21 protein-coding genes and 1 riboswitch are annotated in these 18,813 nt (G+C 33.3%); of the genes, 20 read left to right on the top strand and 1 reads right to left on the bottom strand.

The window, feature by feature from the left end; genetic code table 11:
• The 11 genes from infA (at position 1) to DFQ07_RS01675 (ending at position 8,598) form a co-directional block, all read left to right on the top strand.
• Positions 1 to 216: a translation initiation factor IF-1 gene (gene infA / locus DFQ07_RS01725; RefSeq protein ID WP_024740627.1), complete on the top strand. Its 216-nt coding sequence runs from the start codon at positions 1 to 3 to the stop codon at positions 214 to 216.
• Positions 217 to 228: 12 nt separating this feature from the next.
• Positions 229 to 345 carry a type B 50S ribosomal protein L36 gene (gene ykgO, locus DFQ07_RS01720; RefSeq protein ID WP_010181906.1) on the top strand — a complete coding sequence of 39 codons (117 nt, stop codon included), beginning with the start codon at positions 229 to 231 and terminating at the stop codon, positions 343 to 345.
• Positions 346 to 347: 2 nt separating this feature from the next.
• Positions 348 to 713 carry a 30S ribosomal protein S13 gene (rpsM, locus tag DFQ07_RS01715; protein ID WP_133534554.1) on the top strand — a complete coding sequence of 122 codons (366 nt, stop codon included), beginning with the start codon at positions 348 to 350 and terminating at the stop codon, positions 711 to 713.
• A gap of 33 nt (positions 714 to 746) precedes the next feature.
• The gene (rpsK, locus tag DFQ07_RS01710; RefSeq protein ID WP_133534553.1) at positions 747 to 1,133 is read left to right on the top strand and encodes a 30S ribosomal protein S11; all 387 of its coding nucleotides are present in this window, start codon (positions 747 to 749) and stop codon (positions 1,131 to 1,133) included.
• A 133-nt stretch (positions 1,134 to 1,266) separates the two neighbouring features.
• The gene (rpsD, locus tag DFQ07_RS01705) at positions 1,267 to 1,872 is read left to right on the top strand and encodes a 30S ribosomal protein S4 (RefSeq protein WP_133534552.1); all 606 of its coding nucleotides are present in this window, start codon (positions 1,267 to 1,269) and stop codon (positions 1,870 to 1,872) included.
• A 99-nt stretch (positions 1,873 to 1,971) separates the two neighbouring features.
• A complete protein-coding gene (locus tag DFQ07_RS01700; RefSeq protein ID WP_047789816.1) occupies positions 1,972 to 2,964 on the top strand; it encodes a DNA-directed RNA polymerase subunit alpha in 993 nt (330 codons plus the stop codon).
• Positions 2,965 to 3,026: 62 nt separating this feature from the next.
• The gene (gene rplQ, locus DFQ07_RS01695; protein WP_133534551.1) at positions 3,027 to 3,500 is read left to right on the top strand and encodes a 50S ribosomal protein L17; all 474 of its coding nucleotides are present in this window, start codon (positions 3,027 to 3,029) and stop codon (positions 3,498 to 3,500) included.
• 96 nt (positions 3,501 to 3,596) lie between these two features.
• A complete protein-coding gene (gene carA, locus DFQ07_RS01690; RefSeq protein WP_133534550.1) occupies positions 3,597 to 4,706 on the top strand; it encodes a glutamine-hydrolyzing carbamoyl-phosphate synthase small subunit in 1,110 nt (369 codons plus the stop codon).
• Between the two features lie 115 nt (positions 4,707 to 4,821).
• Positions 4,822 to 6,111, top strand: a complete 1,290-nt coding sequence (gene eno / locus DFQ07_RS01685) for a phosphopyruvate hydratase (RefSeq protein ID WP_133534549.1) — start codon at positions 4,822 to 4,824, stop codon at positions 6,109 to 6,111.
• 184 nt (positions 6,112 to 6,295) lie between these two features.
• Entirely contained in the window at positions 6,296 to 7,582 is a 1,287-nt protein-coding gene (locus tag DFQ07_RS01680) for a citrate synthase (protein WP_133534548.1), read from the top strand.
• 62 nt (positions 7,583 to 7,644) lie between these two features.
• On the top strand, positions 7,645 to 8,598 hold the full coding sequence (locus DFQ07_RS01675; RefSeq protein ID WP_243743914.1) for an arginase: 954 nt from the start codon (positions 7,645 to 7,647) through the stop codon (positions 8,596 to 8,598).
• A 74-nt stretch (positions 8,599 to 8,672) separates the two neighbouring features.
• Here DFQ07_RS01675 and DFQ07_RS01670 read toward each other — a convergent pair whose 3' ends face one another.
• Positions 8,673 to 10,484 carry a hypothetical protein gene (locus DFQ07_RS01670; RefSeq protein WP_243743913.1) on the bottom strand — a complete coding sequence of 604 codons (1,812 nt, stop codon included), beginning with the start codon at positions 10,482 to 10,484 and terminating at the stop codon, positions 8,673 to 8,675.
• Between the two features lie 254 nt (positions 10,485 to 10,738).
• A riboswitch (TPP riboswitch) is annotated at positions 10,739 to 10,833 on the top strand.
• A 74-nt stretch (positions 10,834 to 10,907) separates the two neighbouring features.
• On the opposite strand from DFQ07_RS01670, the gene thiS reads away from it, so the two are divergent.
• The 9 genes from thiS (at position 10,908) to moeB (ending at position 18,811) form a co-directional block, all read left to right on the top strand.
• Positions 10,908 to 11,111: a sulfur carrier protein ThiS gene (gene thiS, locus DFQ07_RS01665; RefSeq protein ID WP_133534546.1), complete on the top strand. Its 204-nt coding sequence runs from the start codon at positions 10,908 to 10,910 to the stop codon at positions 11,109 to 11,111.
• Between the two features lie 45 nt (positions 11,112 to 11,156).
• Positions 11,157 to 13,016 carry a phosphomethylpyrimidine synthase ThiC gene (gene thiC / locus DFQ07_RS01660; RefSeq protein WP_133534545.1) on the top strand — a complete coding sequence of 620 codons (1,860 nt, stop codon included), beginning with the start codon at positions 11,157 to 11,159 and terminating at the stop codon, positions 13,014 to 13,016.
• Positions 13,017 to 13,088: 72 nt separating this feature from the next.
• Positions 13,089 to 13,691, top strand: coding sequence for a thiamine phosphate synthase (locus DFQ07_RS01655; RefSeq protein WP_133534544.1), 603 nt, complete (start codon positions 13,089 to 13,091; stop codon positions 13,689 to 13,691).
• Positions 13,692 to 13,723: 32 nt separating this feature from the next.
• Positions 13,724 to 14,491 carry a hydroxymethylpyrimidine/phosphomethylpyrimidine kinase gene (locus tag DFQ07_RS01650; protein ID WP_133534543.1) on the top strand — a complete coding sequence of 256 codons (768 nt, stop codon included), beginning with the start codon at positions 13,724 to 13,726 and terminating at the stop codon, positions 14,489 to 14,491.
• A gap of 45 nt (positions 14,492 to 14,536) precedes the next feature.
• Positions 14,537 to 14,899 carry a four helix bundle protein gene (locus DFQ07_RS01645; RefSeq protein WP_133534542.1) on the top strand — a complete coding sequence of 121 codons (363 nt, stop codon included), beginning with the start codon at positions 14,537 to 14,539 and terminating at the stop codon, positions 14,897 to 14,899.
• A gap of 45 nt (positions 14,900 to 14,944) precedes the next feature.
• Positions 14,945 to 15,592 carry a thiamine phosphate synthase gene (gene thiE, locus DFQ07_RS01640; protein WP_133534541.1) on the top strand — a complete coding sequence of 216 codons (648 nt, stop codon included), beginning with the start codon at positions 14,945 to 14,947 and terminating at the stop codon, positions 15,590 to 15,592.
• A gap of 10 nt (positions 15,593 to 15,602) precedes the next feature.
• On the top strand, positions 15,603 to 16,373 hold the full coding sequence (locus DFQ07_RS01635) for a thiazole synthase (RefSeq protein WP_133534540.1): 771 nt from the start codon (positions 15,603 to 15,605) through the stop codon (positions 16,371 to 16,373).
• 195 nt (positions 16,374 to 16,568) lie between these two features.
• Positions 16,569 to 17,681 (top strand): 2-iminoacetate synthase ThiH, encoded by a 1,113-nt coding sequence (gene thiH, locus DFQ07_RS01630; RefSeq protein WP_133534539.1) that lies wholly within the window; start codon positions 16,569 to 16,571, stop codon positions 17,679 to 17,681.
• 71 nt (positions 17,682 to 17,752) lie between these two features.
• The gene (moeB, locus tag DFQ07_RS01625; RefSeq protein ID WP_133534538.1) at positions 17,753 to 18,811 is read left to right on the top strand and encodes a molybdopterin-synthase adenylyltransferase MoeB; all 1,059 of its coding nucleotides are present in this window, start codon (positions 17,753 to 17,755) and stop codon (positions 18,809 to 18,811) included.
• Positions 18,812 to 18,813: the final 2 nt, after the last annotated feature.

Here is an 18,813-nt window from a genome sequence, read left to right as displayed (position 1 = left end):
ATGGCTAAGCAACCAGCAATTCAACAAGACGGAACAATTACAGAAGCATTATCAAATGCAATGTTTCGCGTAGAATTAGAAAACGGACATATTGTTACGGCTCACATTTCTGGAAAAATGCGTATGCATTATATCAAATTATTACCAGGAGATAAGGTGAAATTAGAAATGAGTCCGTATGATTTATCAAAGGCAAGAATTACTTACAGATATTAAAAACACACACTGATGAAAGTAAGAGCATCATTAAAGAAAAGAAGTGCCGACTGCAAAATAGTTCGCAGAAAAGGCAGATTATATGTAATTAACAAAAAGAATCCTAGATTTAAACAAAGACAAGGGTAGTTATGGCAAGAATCGCAGGTATAGATATTCCAAAGAATAAAAGAGGTGTTATCGCTTTAACTTACATCTTTGGTATAGGAAAAAGTAGAGCTAAAGAGATTTTAGCGGCTGCTAATATAGATGAAAGCATCAAAGTTCAAGATTGGACTGATGATCAGATTGCAGCAATTCGTGAGCAAGTAGGAACTTACACTATTGAAGGTGAGTTACGTTCTGAAGTTCAATTAAGCATCAAACGTTTAATGGACATCGGATGTCAAAGAGGTATTCGTCACAGACTTGGATTACCATTAAGAGGACAAAGAACGAAGAATAACTCTCGTACAAGAAAAGGTAAGAGAAAAACTGTAGCTAACAAGAAAAAATAATCGTTGATTATTTTTTACTAATAGTAAAGAATTATGGCAAAGTCTAAAGTAACAAAAAAACGTAAAGTTGTAATAGAATCAGTAGGTGAAGCTCACGTTACTGCATCATTCAACAATATTATTATTTCTTTAACAAACAAAAAAGGTGATGTAATTTCTTGGTCATCTGCCGGAAAAATGGGCTTTAGAGGTTCTAAAAAGAATACTCCTTATGCAGCTCAATTAGCAGCAGAAGATTGTGCAGAAGTTGCAAAAGAAGCTGGTTTACGTAAAGTAAAAGTATATGTTAAAGGACCAGGTAACGGTAGAGAATCTGCTATCAGATCTATCCACAATGCTGGTATCGAAGTAACAGAAATCATTGATGTTACTCCAATTCCACATAACGGATGTCGTCCACCTAAAAGAAGAAGAGTATAAGTTGAATTAATCCAACTTATACTTTATTTAGTGTACTTTTGTGCGCAAAAAATAAAGTGTTTTAACAACAGTAGGATTCAAGATTATCGAAGGAGTACGCCTTAATTCATAATCCCTACTAAATTAATTAGAAATGGCAAGATATACAGGACCAAAAACTAAGATTGCTCGTAAATTTGGCGAGGCAATTTTCGGAGACGATAAGAACTTCGAAAAAAGAAATTACCCTCCAGGACAACACGGAGTAGGTAAAAGAAGAGGGAAAAAATCTGAATATGCAATCCAGTTAATGGAAAAGCAAAAAGCTAAATATACTTATGGTATTTTAGAGCGTCAGTTCAGTAACTTATTCAAAAAAGCATCAGCTTCTAAAGGAATTACAGGTGAGGTTTTATTACAATTATGTGAATCTCGTTTAGATAATGTTGTTTACCGTTTAGGTATCGCTACTTCACGTAGAGCTGCACGTCAGTTAGTTTCTCACCGCCATATTACTGTTAATGGTGATATCGTAAATATTCCATCTTATAGATTAAACGAAGGAGATGTTATTGCTGTAAGAGAAAAGTCTAAATCATTAGAAGCTATTGAAAATGCATTAGCTGCTAATAGTAGTGTTTACGAATGGTTAACTTGGAATGCTGATCAAAAATCAGGAACTTTTATAAAAGTACCAGAAAGATTACAAATTCCTGAGAACATCAAAGAACAGTTAATCGTAGAATTATATTCTAAGTAATAAATTAATCATATTGGGATTCAGCCAAAGGGTTTATTCGTATTTCTTCACACTTATAAACCGCGCAACTGAATAACAATTAAAACGAAGAAAATAAATATGGCAATTTTAAATTTTCAAAAGCCTGATAAAGTAATAATGATTGAATCTACTGATTTTTCAGGAAGATTCGAATTCAGACCTCTTGAACCAGGTTTTGGATTAACAGTTGGTAATGCTTTAAGAAGAGTACTATTATCTTCTTTAGAAGGATTTGCCATCACATCATTACGTATTGATGGTGTTGATCACGAGTTCTCAACAATTCAAGGTGTTGTAGAAGATGTAACTGAAATTATCTTAAATTTAAAACAAGTACGTTTTAAAAAGCAGATTGAAGAATCTGACAGAGAAACAGTTTCTATCGCAATATCAGGACAAGAGCAATTAACAGCTGGTGATTTGCAAAAATTTATCTCAGGTTTCCAAGTACTAAATCCAGATTTAGTAATTTGTAACATGGATAAATCAGTAACGTTAAATGCTGAAATTACCATTGAAAAAGGTAGAGGTTTTGTACCAGCAGAAGAAAACAAAAGAGCTGGTGCACCTTTAGGAACAATTTTTACAGATTCTATTTACACTCCTATAAAGAATGTAAAATATGCTGTTGAAAATTTCCGTGTAGAGCAAAAGACCGATTACGAAAAATTAGTTTTCGATATTGATACTGACGGTTCTATCAATCCTAAAGATGCCTTAACTGAAGCAGCTAAGATTTTAATCCACCACTTTATGTTATTCTCAGATGAGCGTATCACTTTAGAGGCAGATGAAATTGCACAAACTGAAACATATGATGAAGAATCATTACATATGCGTCAGTTATTAAAGACGAAATTAGTTGATATGGATTTATCAGTTCGTGCTTTAAACTGTTTAAAAGCTGCAGAAGTAGATACTTTAGGAGATTTAGTATCATTTAACAAAAGTGACTTAATGAAGTTTAGAAACTTTGGTAAAAAATCATTAACTGAATTAGATGAGTTAGTGGCAAACAAAGGTTTAAATTTCGGAATGGATTTAAGCAAATACAAATTAGATAAAGATTAACCTTTCATATTTTGCTCCCCTAAACTAGGGTAGAAGCAAGATGAAAGCTAAAACCAAATGTCATGAGACACGGAAAGAAATTTAATCATTTAGGAAGAAAAACAGCGCACAGAAAAGCGATGTTATCTAACATGGCTTGTTCTTTAATCGAGCACAAGCGTATCAATACTACTGAAGCTAAAGCGAAAGCTTTACGTAAGTTTGTAGAGCCTTTAATTACAAAATCTAAAGAGGATACAACTCACAACCGTCGTGTAGTATTTAGTTACTTACGTAGCAAAGAAGCTGTTACAGAATTATTCAAAGAGATATCTGTAAAAGTAGCAGAGAGACCAGGAGGATATGTACGTATTATCAAATTAGGAAACCGTCAAGGAGATAATGCTCCTATGGCAATGGTTGAATTAGTTGATTACAACGAGTTATACGATCCAAAAGGAAACAAAGCTAAAAAGACTACTCGTCGTAGCCGTCGTGGTGGAGCGAAGAAAGTTGAAGCAGCTGTTGAAACTCAAACTTCACAAGAAGAAGAATAAAAATGAAAATTTTTATAAATTATATCAAAGGGACGAACATTTAATGTTTGTCCCTTTTTTTATATATTTTTGCACTCAAATTACACAACACACTAAATGAAATATCAAACACGTAAAAAAGCATTAGTTTTATTAGCAGACGGAACTATTTTCTACGGGAAATCTATTGGAATAGAAGGAACCGCAACAGGAGAAATTTGTTTTAATACAGGAATGACAGGATATCAAGAAATTTTTACCGATCCTTCTTATTTCGGTCAACTTATGGTAGCGACCAATGCTCATATTGGTAATTATGGAGTTAACAATGAAGAAGTAGAATCTGACGGAATTAAAATTTCAGGATTAATCTGTCGTAACTTTAGTTTTACACACTCTCGTGTAGATTCTGACGGAAATTTATTCGATTGGTTCAAACAGCATAATTTGGTTGCTATTTCAGATGTTGATACTCGTGCGTTAGTGTCTTACATTAGAGATAATGGAGCTATGAATGCTATTATTTCAACAGAAGTAGACAAAATAGATGAACTAAAGAAGCAGTTAGCAGCTACTCCTAATATGGAAGGTCTTGAGTTAGCATCAAAAGTATCTACAAGAGAGCCTTATTTTTTTGGAAATGAAAATGCGCCGATTAAAATATCTGCATTAGATATCGGTATCAAGAAAAACATTTTAAGAAACTTGGCAAAAAGAGGAGCGTACATTAAAGTATATCCATATAATGCAAGTTTTGAAGAAATGAGTGATTTTAATCCTGATGGATATTTTATTTCTAATGGACCTGGAGATCCAGAACCTTTAGAAGAAGCTCAAAATACAGCAAAAGAAATTATCAAAAGAGATTTACCGTTATTCGGAATTTGTTTAGGTCACCAAGTAATAGCATTAGCTAATGGAATTTCTACCTATAAGATGCACAACGGTCACCGTGGTATTAATCATCCAGTAAAAAACTTAATAACAGGAAAAGGGGAAATTACCTCACAAAATCACGGATTTGCAATCAATAGAGAGGAGACTGAAGCACATCCTGATGTAGAAATTACACATGTACATTTAAATGATAATACAGTGGCAGGTATCAGAATGAAATCTAAAAATGTATTTTCGGTACAGTATCATCCTGAGGCAAGTCCTGGGCCACACGATGCTGAGTACTTATTTGATCAGTTTATAGAAAACATCAAAAAAGTAAAAGGATAGGCTTTATAAAAAGTATACAATACATTCCCGTGGGTTACAACTCACGGGGATCTATAATTTAAAATAAATTTCACATCACTCTGAGGTTTGTCCAAGAGTAAAAAAATAAACAACTATGAGTATGATAATCAACATTCACGCACGTCAAATTTTTGATTCAAGAGGAAATCCAACAGTTGAAGTAGATGTAACTACCGAAAATGGAATTGTTGGTAGAGCAGCAGTACCATCTGGAGCCTCTACAGGAGAGCACGAAGCGGTTGAATTGCGTGATGGAGGAAAAGATTATATGGGTAAAGGCGTGTTAAAAGCAGTTGAAAATGTAAACACAGTGATTGCCCAAGAATTATTAGGAGTATCTGTTTTTGAACAAAACATGATTGATCAAATAATGATTGATTTAGATGGAACTCCAAACAAGTCTGTATTAGGAGCGAATGCTATCTTAGGAGTTTCATTAGCTGTAGCAAAAGCAGCAGCAAATGAATTAGGTTTACCGTTATATCGTTACGTAGGTGGAGTTTCGGCAAACACTTTACCAGTTCCGATGATGAATATTATCAATGGAGGTTCTCACTCAGATGCACCAATCGCGTTCCAAGAGTTTATGGTTATGCCAGTAAAAGCTCAAAACTTTACAGAGGCAATGCAGGTAGGTTCAGAAATTTTTCACAATTTAAAGAAAGTATTACACGATCGTAATTTATCTACAGCAGTAGGTGATGAAGGGGGATTTGCTCCAACCTTAGAAGGAACTGAGGATGCTATAGAAACAATTGCTTTAGCAACTAAAAATGCAGGATATAAATTTGGAGAAGAGGTTATGATTGCGTTAGATTGTGCTTCTGCCGAATTTTATGTAGATGGAAAATATGATTATACTAAGTTTGAAGGAGATAAAGGAGCAGTAAGAACTTCTGAAGAACAAGCAGCTTATTTAGCTGAACTATGCGAAAAATACCCTATTATTTCTATTGAAGACGGAATGGATGAGAACGATTGGGATGGATGGAAGATGTTAACAGAAAAAGTAGGAGATAGAGTTCAGTTAGTTGGAGATGATTTATTTGTAACAAACGTTGAGCGTTTATCAAAAGGAATTGAGAATGGAATTGCAAATTCAATCTTAATTAAAGTAAATCAAATAGGTACTTTAACTGAAACGATTGCTGCTGTAAATATGGCGCACAATGCAGGATATACTTCTGTAATGAGCCACCGTTCAGGAGAAACTGAAGATAATACAATTGCAGATTTAGCAGTAGCATTAAACTGTGGACAAATCAAAACAGGTTCTGCTTCTCGTTCAGATCGTATGGCAAAATACAACCAGTTATTGCGTATAGAAGAGGAATTAGCTGATGTAGCTTATTATCCGCAAGAAAAAGCGTTTAAAATAAAGTAAAAAGCGTTTTTACTATTATATAAACCCTTGTTAGAAATTCTAACAAGGGTTATTTTTTATAGATTATTTAAATAAAAAACTGCTATATTTTTATATTAAAAATCTATCTGTTGGGTCTTTTAAAATAATCCAAAAAATGGTATCTTCGCAACTCACTTCAATCATTAAAATTTAAGAAATAAAAATGTCAGATATAGCAAAATTACAAATTGGCGAAAATACGTACGAATTTCCTTTAGTAAAGGGAACCGAAAATGAAACTGCAATTGATATTAAAGCTTTAAGAGGAGCCACGGATGGAATAATTACTATTGATCCGGGGTATAAGAATACAGGTTCATGCCAAAGTGCTATTACATTTTTAGATGGAGAAGAAGGAATATTAAGATATAGAGGATATTCTATTGAAGAGTTAGCTGAAAAAGCAGACTTTTTAGAAGTAGCTTATTTATTAATTTTTGGAGAATTACCTACAAAAGAACAGTTAGATAAATTCTATACAGATATCTTAGATGAAGCTATTGTAGACGATGATATTAAGAAGATTATAGATGCATTTCCTAAAAATGCACACCCAATGGGAGTATTATCATCATTAACATCTGCATTAACAGCTTTTAATCCATCTTCTGTAAATGTTGATTCAGAAGAAGATATGTATAAAGCCATTGTGAAGATAATGGGGAAATTCCCAGTATTAGTTGCATGGACGTTACGTAAAAAACAAGGTTTACCATTACATTACGGGTCTCGTAAATTAGGATATGTAGAAAACATCTTAACAATGATGTTTCAAAAGCCAAACGATGAGTATGAGTTGAATCCGATTATGATCAATGCTTTAGATAAATTATTAATCTTACATGCAGATCACGAACAAAACTGTTCAACTTCAACAGTACGTATCGTAGGATCTTCTCATGCAGGTTTATTTGCATCGTTATCAGCAGGAATTTCTGCTTTATGGGGACCTTTACATGGTGGAGCAAACCAAGCCGTACTTGAAATGTTAGAAGCAATTAAAGAAGATGGAGGTGATACGAAAAAGTACATGGGAAAAGCTAAAGATAAAGATGATCCTTTCCGTTTAATGGGATTCGGACACCGTGTGTATAAGAACTTCGATCCAAGAGCTAAAATTATTAAAAAAGCAGCAGATGAAGTATTAGGAGATTTAGGAGTTGAAGATCCAATTTTAGATGTAGCGAAAGGTTTAGAAAAAGAAGCGTTAGAAGATAAATACTTTGTAGATAGAAAATTATATCCAAATGTAGATTTCTATTCAGGAATTATTTATCGTGCTATGGGTATCCCAGTTGAAATGTTTACTGTAATGTTTGCTTTAGGGCGTTTACCAGGATGGATTGCTCAATGGAGAGAAATGCGTTTACGCAAAGAACCAATTGGTCGTCCACGTCAAGTTTATGTAGGTGAAAACTTAAGGGAATTTGTAGAGTTAGACAAAAGATAATACATAAAAAGATGTCATTTAATAAATTTTAGATGACATTTTTTTATTCAAAATAACTGATGATGAAAGAAATTAAAATTATCAAAAATAGATCTGATATAGGAGCAGGAACTCGTGGTTCAGATATGGGAATTGATGCAATTGAAATTGCAGCGATAAACAAAAAAAGTAACTACTTTGACTCGTTTGAATTTGAAGATGTAATTACAGAAAACGAATCAATTTATAATAAGGAGAATAATTCATTTGCAAAGCGAATTGATAGCGTTTTTAATCAATGTAAACGTTTAAGCAACCATGTAAAAGTTAATTTACAAGAAGGAAAATTTCCAATTGTACTTTCAGGAGATCATTCCTCTGCTTTAGGAACTATTAGTGGAGTTAAAGCCGCTTATCCAATGCAAAGAGTAGGAGTAGTTTGGATTGACGCACATGGAGATTTACATTCGCCTTATACTTCACCATCAGGAAACATTCACGGAATGCCTTTGTCCGCTGCTATTTCAGATGATAATTTAGACTGTCAAATCAATGATGTAGACAGAGAAACTTCTGAGTTATGGGAACGTATGAAAAATATTGGAATTCCTGGGCAGAAAGTTTTACCAGAAGATATCGTTTTCTTCGGGGTTCGTGATACGGAAGAGTCAGAAAACAAGCAAATGGAGAAGTATGGTATCAAAAACTATATGGTTGACGAGGTTCGCTATCGCGGATTAGAAGTTTGTGTAAATGAAGCTTTAGAAAAACTATCTAATTGCGATGTAATTTATGTGTCATTTGATGTAGATGCAATGGATTGTGATATGATTTCTTATGGAACTGGAACACCAGTACCTAAAGGATTTGATCAATATGAAATTATCAATATTATAAACGGGTTGTTAGCAAGTAATAAAATTGCTTGTGTAGAATTTGTAGAAGTGAACCCTTTGTTAGATTTAAAAGGAAATAAGATGGCTGAAACTGCTTTTGAGGTGCTTGAAGAAGTAACTAAAAAAGTAAAGAGCCTTTAAGCTGTCAATTAAAGTATATTATACAAAAGCGAGTCTATTTTGACTCGCTTTTGTATTTAAATATAAAAAATAATTTAGCTTTTTACCCTTAGGAGTTCAAGTTCAGCCCAAAGTGCTTTTAAAGAGTTTTCTCCGTTATAAAATGTTTGTAATATATCCTCTTTGGCTTCTTCAAAACTATGTTGTAGTTGTGTAAACATAGTTTTGTAATAAGTAATACCAGTTTGCATATTTGCTATAAAAGTAAGTAAGTATTTTTTTTCTTTTTTAGTCATTTCTTTTTTAGCAGCTTCTATTTTTTCCTTTAGATACTCAATATAAATAAACAGTTCTTTTACAAAAACGTGGGGTCTTTTGGTTCTCGTAATCACATTATCTCGTCCATAAATATGATCAACCATTGTTTTTAAACTTGATATTTTAGAATAGTACGCCATATTAGGTCCTGGACATATAGAAACTCCTGTACCTTCTACTTTTGTTTCTAAATCATAAGCTAACAATGCAGAGGTACCTAAACCTACACAAGTACATGATTTTTCTACAATGCTGTTATAACGATTTTTATAATCATCTTCTGCTAAATTCTGTGAGTCTAATTCCTTAATTTTTAAATATTGGTATTCACGTGAAGCGGTACAAATACCAGTTTCCTTAAACTCTTTGTTTAATGCAACAAATTTTTTAGGACAAGAACTTCCAGGTCTTCCCTTGTTGATTAAGGTTTCTTTTTCTATGTCTTTTGTGTTGTTTTTTAAATTGTGAAAGGGTACTCCTAATGGTGAGATATTGCTTAAATACAAATCATCTTCTTTGGCCTGCGCCAATTTATTTAAGGTTTGATTATCTACCGTTGTGGCTTCTGGTACTAACAAAAATGGAGAACCCCAGCCTATAGCATCTAACTGATATTCTTTTATTAAAAAGTCGTGTTCTTCATGAGTACCAACACCGCCTTGTGCAGTTATTTTGATATCTAATGGTTGTGTTGGAACAACTCTGTTTTGATTTTCGAGTTCTTGTTTCAAAACAGTTTCAATAGTCGTTTTTAAACTTTCTCTTTGTGCTTTAAATTCCGCTAAAACAGGACCTAGCAAATATCCATCTGTTGCAAACGCATGTCCACCACAATTTAAACCAGATTCAATACGGTATTCAGAAACCCACAATCCTTTTTTAGCTAGAAACTTACCTTGTATTAATGCCGATCTATAATCGCTTACTTTTAAAATAATTTTCTTTTTAAAAGTTCCGTTTGCTGTAGGATAAAAATCATCAAATGTGCTCATATAAGCATATAAACGAGGATTCATCCCCGCTGAAAGTACTACAGAAGTACTTAAATTACTTTTAGCAAAACCTCTTAAGGCAGCATGCGCATCGTTATACTCTACAGGTAATTGTTCTCCTTTAATGTAATTATCTTTATCAACCTTAGTCATGATATTCACATCAATAGCACCTTTTACCAAATGTGTATCTAACCATGATTTAATTTCAGACAAGGTTACATTACTTTCTGTTAACTTTTTGAACTCTTTTTTAAGTGTTGAACTAGAAGGTAACATTTCTAAGTAAGTTTTAAAGGCTTTTCCTTTATCTAGTGCAGATTTTTTAAGTTCTTCATATTTTTTATCTACAGCAGTATTCATCAAATCAAGATATGCGGTAATTCGTTTTGCTCTAAAATCATCCACTTTATTTGTGATTTCTTGATAGGGCATTTCAAATTTCTCACTATACATCTTTCTTAATTTTTCAATAAGAATATCATCAACAAGAGAAATGACAGAATCTATACCGTATTGGGCAACTTTTAAGGGGGAATCTATTGTAAAACCAATACCCATAACAGGTATGTGGAATGAGTGTGCTTTTGTGTGCATGAAGTAGTGTTTTTTTTAGGTTACGTTACTTTATTAACGCGCTAAATTAAGTTGATTAAAAACCACGAATCATGATATTTATCATAAATACAATATCATAAGCATTTTAAAAAAGAGTAAACTTTTTTCTTGAAGAAGAAAATAAACGATTACATTTGCGAGTGTAGATTCTGTATGTTAAAGTGTATAAATAAAGAATTTATAAAAGTAATTTATTTCGAGAGAAAGTTTTAGTACTTAAATCTCGATTATCGAGTAAACTTTAGGAGTAGCTAGTTCGCTAGTTTGAGAAAGATCCTTTGAACCTGATATGGTTAACACCAGCGTAGGGAAAAGTTATGTAATCTTAATTTAAGCATCGTTTTTTATTTGTAAAGAACGATTCTGAATTTCTTCTACAGTTTACTTTAAATATGTGTTAGTATGATAACGATAAAAGTAAACGATACCCAACGAGAATTTTTAACCGAATTAACATTGCAAGAATTAGTAGATAAACTACAGATTCAAACCAATGGAATTGCTATTGCTGTAAATAGCAGTGTGGTGAAAAAAGCAGATTGGTCTTCAAAATTGCTCCAAAACAATGATGATGTTTTAATCATTAAATCTACACAAGGAGGATAATATTTTCAGAAAACAAAATTCAAAGTATAAACAAACAACCTTAAAATGAAGAAAAAAGATACAGCTCCAAAACAAGAGGGTGTAACAAGACAACCATTTCCGAATTCAAAAAAAATATATGTTCAAGGAAAAATTCATCCGCAGATAAAAGTAGCAATGCGCGAAATCGAATTGAGCGATACTATTGATTCGATGACAAAAAAAAGAACTCCTAATGAGCCTGTAACAGTATATGACACTTCAGGTCCGTATACAGACCCAAACAAAGAGATTAATATCCATAGCGGATTAGAACGTATTCGTGAGCAATGGATTTTAGATAGAGGAGATGTGGATGAGTTAAATGAATTTACTTCTGATTATTGTAATGAGCGATTGAATGATAAAAGCTTAGATCATCTTCGATTTAATTTAAAACATAAACCTAAGCGAGCAAAAAAAGGACACAATGTAACACAGTTACATTACGCAAAAAAAGGAATTATTACTCCAGAAATGGAATACATTGCCATTCGTGAAAATCAACGAATTGATGAAATGACACGTTTGTCAAAGCAACATCCAGGACAAGATTTTGGGGCGAGTATTCCTGCGAAAATTACTCCTGAATTTGTTCGAGAAGAAGTTGCTAGAGGACGTGCGGTAATTCCTTCAAATATCAATCACCCAGAAGCAGAGCCTATGATTTTAGGTCGTAACTTCTTGGTGAAAATTAATGCGAATATTGGAAACTCTGCTACAACTTCATCAATCGAAGAAGAAGTAGAAAAAGCGGTTTGGGCGTGTCGTTGGGGTGCTGATAATATTATGGATTTATCCACAGGAAAAAATATTCATGAAACTCGTGAGTGGATTATCCGTAATTCACCGGTACCAGTAGGTACTGTACCAATTTATCAAGCTTTAGAAAAAGTAAATGGAGTTGCTGAAGACTTAACCTGGGAAATTTTTAGAGATACTTTAATTGAACAAGCTGAGCAAGGAGTAGACTATTTTACAATTCACGCAGGAGTTCGTTTACGTTATGTACCAATGACAGCAAAACGAATTACAGGAATTGTTTCCCGAGGAGGTTCAATTATGGCAAAATGGTGTTTAGCTCATCATAAAGAGAGTTTTTTATATACTCATTTCGAAGAGATTTGTGAAATCATGAAAGCTTATGATGTAGCTTTTTCGTTAGGAGATGGTTTACGTCCAGGTTGTATTGCTGATGCGAATGATGAAGCTCAATTTGCTGAATTAGAAACTTTGGGGGAACTAACCAAAATAGCACGTAAACATGAAGTACAGTGTTTCATTGAAGGCCCTGGTCATGTACCAATGCACATGATTAAAGCGAATATGGATAAGCAATTAGAAGCTTGTGACGAAGCTCCGTTTTATACTTTAGGACCTTTAACTACGGATATTGCTCCAGGATACGATCATATAACTTCAGGAATAGGAGCAGCGATGATTGGTTGGTATGGTTGTGCTATGTTATGTTATGTAACTCCAAAAGAACATTTAGGGTTACCAAATAAAGAAGATGTTCGTACAGGGGTGGTTACCTATAAATTAGCAGCCCATGCAGCTGATTTAGCAAAAGGGCATCCTGGGGCGCAACACAGAGATGATGCTTTAAGTAAAGCACGTTTTGAGTTCCGTTGGGAAGATCAATTCAATTTAGGATTGGATCCAGAACTAGCAAGAGAGTATCATGACGAGACTTTACCTGCAGAAGGAGCTAAAATTGCACATTTTTGCTCTATGTGCGGACCAAAATTTTGCTCTATGAAAATATCTCAAGAAGTACGTGATTTTGCAGCTGAAAATAAAGTAGAAGGAGATGAAGTCTTCGCAAAAGGAATGGAGGAAAAATCAAAAGAATTTAAAGACAAAGGTTCAGAAGTTTATCTATAATTAAAATAAATGAGTAGGAATTAGAATAGTACTATTTCTAATTCCTAACTCCTTTAACCTAATCCCTAATATATGATTGTTCTTATAGCTCCGGAAAAAGATATTCCCAATGAGATAGAAATCCTTCAACAATTATTTAAAGAGGGATTGGACTATTATCATTTCAGAAAACCTGATAAGAATTATGAAGAGCATGTGGTTTATTTGAGTCAGATAGATGAAAAGTATCATAACAGAATAGTTACACATTATTTTCATGAGCTTATTAACGAATTCAATTTAAAAGGAATTCATTTTCAAGAGCAAAAAAGAATTGATGCTTTAGAGAATGGAAATGAATATTTTATTGGTTTAAACATGATAGGAAAAACAATGAGTAGTTCTTTTCACGAACCTTCAGCCCTAGCGAATTGCGACATCGAATTTGATTATCATTTATTAAGTCCTGTTTTTTCTTCTATTTCAAAAAAAGGATATGAAGGAAGAGGTTTTGATGTAAATCATATTGAGAAAACCATTGTTGGTATGGGTGGAATTAATACCGAAACCATTCAAAAAACGGTAGAATTAGGTTTTCAAGGAATAGGTGTTTTAGGTGGAGTGTGGAATACAGAAAATCCAGTAGAAAGCTTTAAAAATATTAAACGTCATTACGAGGAGTGCACGACGAAGTAATCTTTTTGTCAAAAGAAAGTATATCAATAAAAATGAAACAACAATCTTACATACTAACAATTGCAGGTTTTGATCCATCAAGTGGAGCAGGATTAACTTCGGATATCAAAACTTTTGAAGCACATGGATTGTATGGATTATCTGTATGTACAGCAGTTACGGTTCAAAATGATATCGATTTTAAAGACAGTGTTTGGATTGATAAAGAGACAATAATAAATCAAATAACTACCTTATTTGAACGCTTTGAAATATCAGTAGCAAAAATAGGAATCATCCAATCTTGGAGCGTCTTATTAGAGGTTATTCAAACACTAAAAAAATGCAATCCATTCATAAAAATAGTATTGGATCCTATTTTAAAAGCTAGTGCTGGATTTGATTTTCATTCCGAAGAGAATATAAAAGTGTTTGAAGAAGTATTGCAACACTGTGATTTTATTACTCCAAATTATGAGGAAATCAAAGCTTTGTTTCCTAATAAATCGATTGAAGAAACCATCGAATTTATTTCAGAGAAGACCAATGTCTATTTAAAAGGTGGACATAGAGAAGCTAAAAAAGGATGGGATGAAGTATATCACAGTAAGATAGTACAGTTGAATATTCCACCGAAAGCTATAGCTGTTTTTGAAAAGCATGGAAGCGGTTGTGTATTGTCTTCAGCTTTAGTTTCAAATATAGCAAAACAACTTCCTTTAGAAGATGCATGTATAAATGCGAAATGGTATACAGAACAATTTTTAAACTCTAATGAAACGCTCTTAGGAGAGCACTCTTATAGTAATAAAGGAGTTTAGAAGTAAAGAATTTAAGAAGACGAATTACTATAAAAAAATAAGTATATGAAAAATACAACATCATTTGAAGATTTATTGGTTTGGAAAAAGGGGCATCAATTTGTGTTAGAAGTGTATAAAATATCTAAACAATTTCCCAAGGAAGAGGCATATGGTTTAACATCACAATTTAGAAGAGCAGCAATATCAATAACAGCAAATATTGCAGAAGGTTATAAAAGAATTAACAATAAAGAAAAGCTACGGTTTTATAATATAGCTCAAGCATCATTAGAAGAATGTCGTTATTTTTTAATACTATCTAAAGATTTAGATTATGTGAAGAGTATTTCTAAAGAAAAAGAACTAATAGAGGAAGTAAGCAAAATGTTGAATGCGTATTGTAGAAGTATCCTTAATAAATCTTAATACTTAACTCCTTAACTTCTATTAATACACTAATTACTAAAAAGAATGATAAGTAAACTACACTATATAACACAAGGAAAAACGTCAGAAGAGCATTTAGAAAATGTTCAAAGAGCTTGTGCTTCTGGAGCAGAATGGGTACAACTTCGATTAAAGAATCTGGATCCGAAAACTATTTTAGAAACAGCTCAAAAAGCAAGAGAAATTACGAGTCATTTCCAAACCCGTTTAATCATAAACGATTATTATAAAGTAGCTAAAGAAATCAAAGCAGATGGAGTTCATTTAGGAAAAACAGATACGTGTCCGTTAAAAGCAAAAGCGTATTTAGGTGATTTATATATCGTAGGAGGAACAGCCAATACTTTGGAAGATTGTAAAAAACTCTTAGAAAAGGAAGTAGATTATATCGGTTTAGGCCCTTTTCAGTTTACTGAAACTAAAAAGAATTTAAGTCCAGTTTTAGGAGTTGTTGGCTATCAAGTGCTATTAGAAGAATTAAAAACAACCACTCCAATAATAGCCATTGGAGGAATTACTATAGAAGACGTATCTGAAATTATAAACACAGGAGTATATGGTATCGCTGTTTCAGGAGCGATTACTCAAAATTTTAACTCGATTCCTGCATTCCACAAAATTTTAAAAGCACCAAGTACTAACGAACAAGTGTACAAAATAGGAGCACAATAAATCAGTAACAATGAATACCAACTTAACCATAGCCGATAAAACATTTACCTCACGATTATTTACAGGAACAGGAAAATTCAGCTCCTCACAATTAATGAAAGAAGCTCTGTTAGCTTCAGAAAGTGAATTGATAACAGTAGCTTTAAAAAGAGTAGATGTTCAAAACGAAGAAGATGATATTTTATCACATTTAAATCACACAAGAATCAATTTATTACCGAATACTTCGGGAGTTCGTACCGCAAAAGAAGCTGTTTTTGCAGCAGAATTGTCCAGAGAAGCATTAGAAACAAATTGGGTAAAATTAGAAATACATCCAGACCCAAGGTATTTATTGCCGGATCCTATAGAAACCTTAAAAGCGGCAGAAGCGTTAGTAAAAAAAGGATTTGTAGTAATGCCTTATATCCATGCAGATCCGGTTTTATGTAAACGATTAGAAGAAGTAGGAACACAATGTGTAATGCCTTTAGGAGCTCCTATTGGAAGTAATAAAGGATTGAAAACGTTAGAGTTTTTAGAAATCATTATTGAACAATCTACTGTTCCAGTAGTGGTTGATGCTGGTATTGGAGCACCTTCCCATGCAGCATATGCTATGGAATTAGGAGCCGATGCTGTTTTGGTAAACACAGCTATTGCTGTATCACAAAATCCAGTAGCCATGGCGCAAGCCTTTAAGATGGCAGTGGAAGCAGGAAGAATGGCATATGAAGCAAAACTAGCTCCTGTAAGAAAACAAGCAGCGGCAAGTAGTCCGTTAACGAGTTTTTTAAGTTAGATTAAGCAGTGTCATAATTAAGTCTAGTGATAAAATCCACCGAAAGAAACGTTAAAAATGAAAAGCTGTTTGAGCGAAGCGAGTTCTTTTCATTTAGTTTCGAGGATGTGATTTTTATCAGCTAAGGGTTAATAAGACTAGATTTTTTTGTTTCTTTTTTCATCAATGGAAAAAAGATAAAACGAACAATATATTATGAGTAGTTTCAAAAACACATTCAACCAATACAATTGGGATGAAACTTTACAAAGCATATTCGATAAAACATCCGTTGATGTTGAAAGTGCTTTATCAAAGGATAAACTCGACTTAGAAGATTTTAAAGCGTTGATATCTCCTGCAGCAAAACCATTTTTAGAGCAAATGGCGCAAAGAAGTCGTATGCTCACTAAAAAGCGATTTGGAAATACCATTCAAATGTATGCTCCGATGTATTTGAGTAACGAGTGTCAGAATATATGTACGTATTGCGGATTCAGTTTTACCAACAAAATTCCGAGGAGAACCTTAACTGATGCTGAAATATTGAAAGAAGTTGCTTTTTTAAAAGCGAAAGGATACGACCATATTTTGTTAGTTACAGGTGAAGCCAATAAAACAGTTGGAGTTGATTATATTAAAAATGCAATTCAACTCATACGTTCTCAGTTTTCAAATATTACGATTGAAGTACAACCTTTAGACCAAGATGAATATGAATTGTTGATTGAAAGCGGATTATACGCGGTGTTGGTATATCAAGAAACCTATCATCAACAAGAGTATAAAAAGCATCATCCAAAAGGGAAAAAATCAAATTTTGAATATCGTTTGGAAACACCTGATAGATTGGGGAAAGCTGGAATTCATAAAATAGGATTAGGCGCTTTATTTGGACTGGAAGATTGGCGTGCGGATAGCTTTTTTACCGCATTGCACTTAAAATATTTACAGAAAACCTACTGGAAAACGAAGTATTCTATTTCATTTCCACGTTTAAGACCTCATTCAGGAGGATTAGAACCCAAAGTAGAAATGACAGATGCAGATTTGGTACAATTAATCTGTGCATTTAGACTCTTGGATGAAGATGTAGAACTGTCAATGTCTACCCGAGAAAGTGAAGTTTTTAGGAATAATATTATTAATTTAGGGGCTACCTCAATCAGTGCAGAATCTAAGACAAATCCTGGAGGGTATAGTGTTGAACCACAGTCGTTAGAGCAATTTGAAATTTCAGACGAACGAAGCACTGAAGAAATTGTACAGATGCTAAAAGGTCAGGGATTAGAAGTAGTTTGGAAAGATTGGGAGCATTTTAGAAGTTAGACCGTTACACTATTAGAATCAAGAATGAAGATTTTAAGAGTTATTGAGGTGAATTTATTCTACAATTAAACATGAACTTAAGTCAAGAAGAACAAAAACAATATAATCGCCATCTTATTCTAGATAAAGTAGGAGAAGAAGGGCAATTAAAACTTAAACAGGCCAAAGTATTGGTAATCGGTGCTGGTGGATTGGGGTGTCCTGTATTGCAATATTTAACGGCAGCAGGTGTAGGTACGATTGGAATTATAGATGATGATGTAGTAGACCAAAGTAATTTACAGCGTCAAGTATTATATACGGTAGATGATATAGGAAAGTCTAAAGCGGAAACAGCAGCGAATCGTTTATCAAAATTGAACCCTTTTGTTCAATTTCATGTATATAAAGAAAAACTAACGAATCAGAATGCCGTTTCTTTATTTGAGAAATATGATGTAATTGTAGATGGGAGTGATAATTTTGCCACTCGTTATTTAACCAACGATGCAGCAGTATTAACTCAAAAACCATTGGTATACGGTGCTATTTTTAAGTTTGAAGGACAAGTAAGTGTATTTAATTATCAAGGAAGTGCTACGTATCGATGTTTATATCCAACTCCACCCAAACCAGAAGAATCACCCAATTGTTCTGAAATTGGTGTAATAGGTGTATTACCTGGAATTATTGGAAGTTTACAAGCCAATGAAGCTATTAAGATTATTTGTGGAATAGGAGAGGTGTTAGCCAATAGATTATTGATGTATGATACCTTAAGCATGCGTCAAATGATATTGAAGTTTGAAAGAACCGATAAAGCTGAAGTAACGGAGTTAGATAACGATTATGAATTCTTTTGTGGAATTAAAACTGCTATCCATGAAATAACTTTAGAGGAGTTACAAAATAATCTAACATCCTATAATTTATTAGATGTTCGTGAGGATTGGGAACGGGAACAACATCATATAGGTGGACAACACATTCCGTTAGGAGAGCTTACTCAACGATATGAAGAAATAAACACTGAGAAGCCTGTGGTTGTTTATTGTAAATCAGGAGTACGTAGCCAACGAGCAATTGATTTTTTAGAACAACAGTTTGATACCATTACTTTTTTAAATTTAAAAGGTGGGCTTGGTTCATAGGT

It is taken from the genome of Tenacibaculum caenipelagi (genome assembly GCF_004363005.1).
Taxonomy (GTDB): domain Bacteria; phylum Bacteroidota; class Bacteroidia; order Flavobacteriales; family Flavobacteriaceae; genus Polaribacter; species Polaribacter caenipelagi.
Note: the sequence above shows the minus strand (reverse complement) of the source record. Positions and strands in the feature narration are given on the sequence as shown.

What these genes read in the sequence shown, in the direction of transcription:
- thiE (WP_133534541.1), top strand. Translation starts at nt 14,945, where the DNA reads ATGATAAGTAAACTACACTATATAACACAAGGAAAAACGTCAGAAGAG.
- infA (WP_024740627.1), top strand. Translation starts at nt 1, where the DNA reads ATGGCTAAGCAACCAGCAATTCAACAAGACGGAACAATTACAGAAGCA.
- DFQ07_RS01700 (WP_047789816.1), top strand. Translation starts at nt 1,972, where the DNA reads ATGGCAATTTTAAATTTTCAAAAGCCTGATAAAGTAATAATGATTGAA.
- DFQ07_RS01655 (WP_133534544.1), top strand. Translation starts at nt 13,089, where the DNA reads ATGATTGTTCTTATAGCTCCGGAAAAAGATATTCCCAATGAGATAGAA.
- eno (WP_133534549.1), top strand. Translation starts at nt 4,822, where the DNA reads ATGAGTATGATAATCAACATTCACGCACGTCAAATTTTTGATTCAAGA.
- rpsD (WP_133534552.1), top strand. Translation starts at nt 1,267, where the DNA reads ATGGCAAGATATACAGGACCAAAAACTAAGATTGCTCGTAAATTTGGC.
- carA (WP_133534550.1), top strand. Translation starts at nt 3,597, where the DNA reads ATGAAATATCAAACACGTAAAAAAGCATTAGTTTTATTAGCAGACGGA.
- moeB (WP_133534538.1), top strand. Translation starts at nt 17,753, where the DNA reads ATGAACTTAAGTCAAGAAGAACAAAAACAATATAATCGCCATCTTATT.
- DFQ07_RS01650 (WP_133534543.1), top strand. Translation starts at nt 13,724, where the DNA reads ATGAAACAACAATCTTACATACTAACAATTGCAGGTTTTGATCCATCA.
- DFQ07_RS01680 (WP_133534548.1), top strand. Translation starts at nt 6,296, where the DNA reads ATGTCAGATATAGCAAAATTACAAATTGGCGAAAATACGTACGAATTT.
- DFQ07_RS01675 (WP_243743914.1), top strand. Translation starts at nt 7,645, where the DNA reads ATGAAAGAAATTAAAATTATCAAAAATAGATCTGATATAGGAGCAGGA.
- DFQ07_RS01645 (WP_133534542.1), top strand. Translation starts at nt 14,537, where the DNA reads ATGAAAAATACAACATCATTTGAAGATTTATTGGTTTGGAAAAAGGGG.
- ykgO (WP_010181906.1), top strand. Translation starts at nt 229, where the DNA reads ATGAAAGTAAGAGCATCATTAAAGAAAAGAAGTGCCGACTGCAAAATA.
- thiS (WP_133534546.1), top strand. Translation starts at nt 10,908, where the DNA reads ATGATAACGATAAAAGTAAACGATACCCAACGAGAATTTTTAACCGAA.
- thiC (WP_133534545.1), top strand. Translation starts at nt 11,157, where the DNA reads ATGAAGAAAAAAGATACAGCTCCAAAACAAGAGGGTGTAACAAGACAA.
- DFQ07_RS01635 (WP_133534540.1), top strand. Translation starts at nt 15,603, where the DNA reads ATGAATACCAACTTAACCATAGCCGATAAAACATTTACCTCACGATTA.
- rpsM (WP_133534554.1), top strand. Translation starts at nt 348, where the DNA reads ATGGCAAGAATCGCAGGTATAGATATTCCAAAGAATAAAAGAGGTGTT.
- rpsK (WP_133534553.1), top strand. Translation starts at nt 747, where the DNA reads ATGGCAAAGTCTAAAGTAACAAAAAAACGTAAAGTTGTAATAGAATCA.
- DFQ07_RS01670 (WP_243743913.1), bottom strand. Translation starts at nt 10,484, where the DNA reads ATGCACACAAAAGCACACTCATTCCACATACCTGTTATGGGTATTGGT.
- rplQ (WP_133534551.1), top strand. Translation starts at nt 3,027, where the DNA reads ATGAGACACGGAAAGAAATTTAATCATTTAGGAAGAAAAACAGCGCAC.
- thiH (WP_133534539.1), top strand. Translation starts at nt 16,569, where the DNA reads ATGAGTAGTTTCAAAAACACATTCAACCAATACAATTGGGATGAAACT.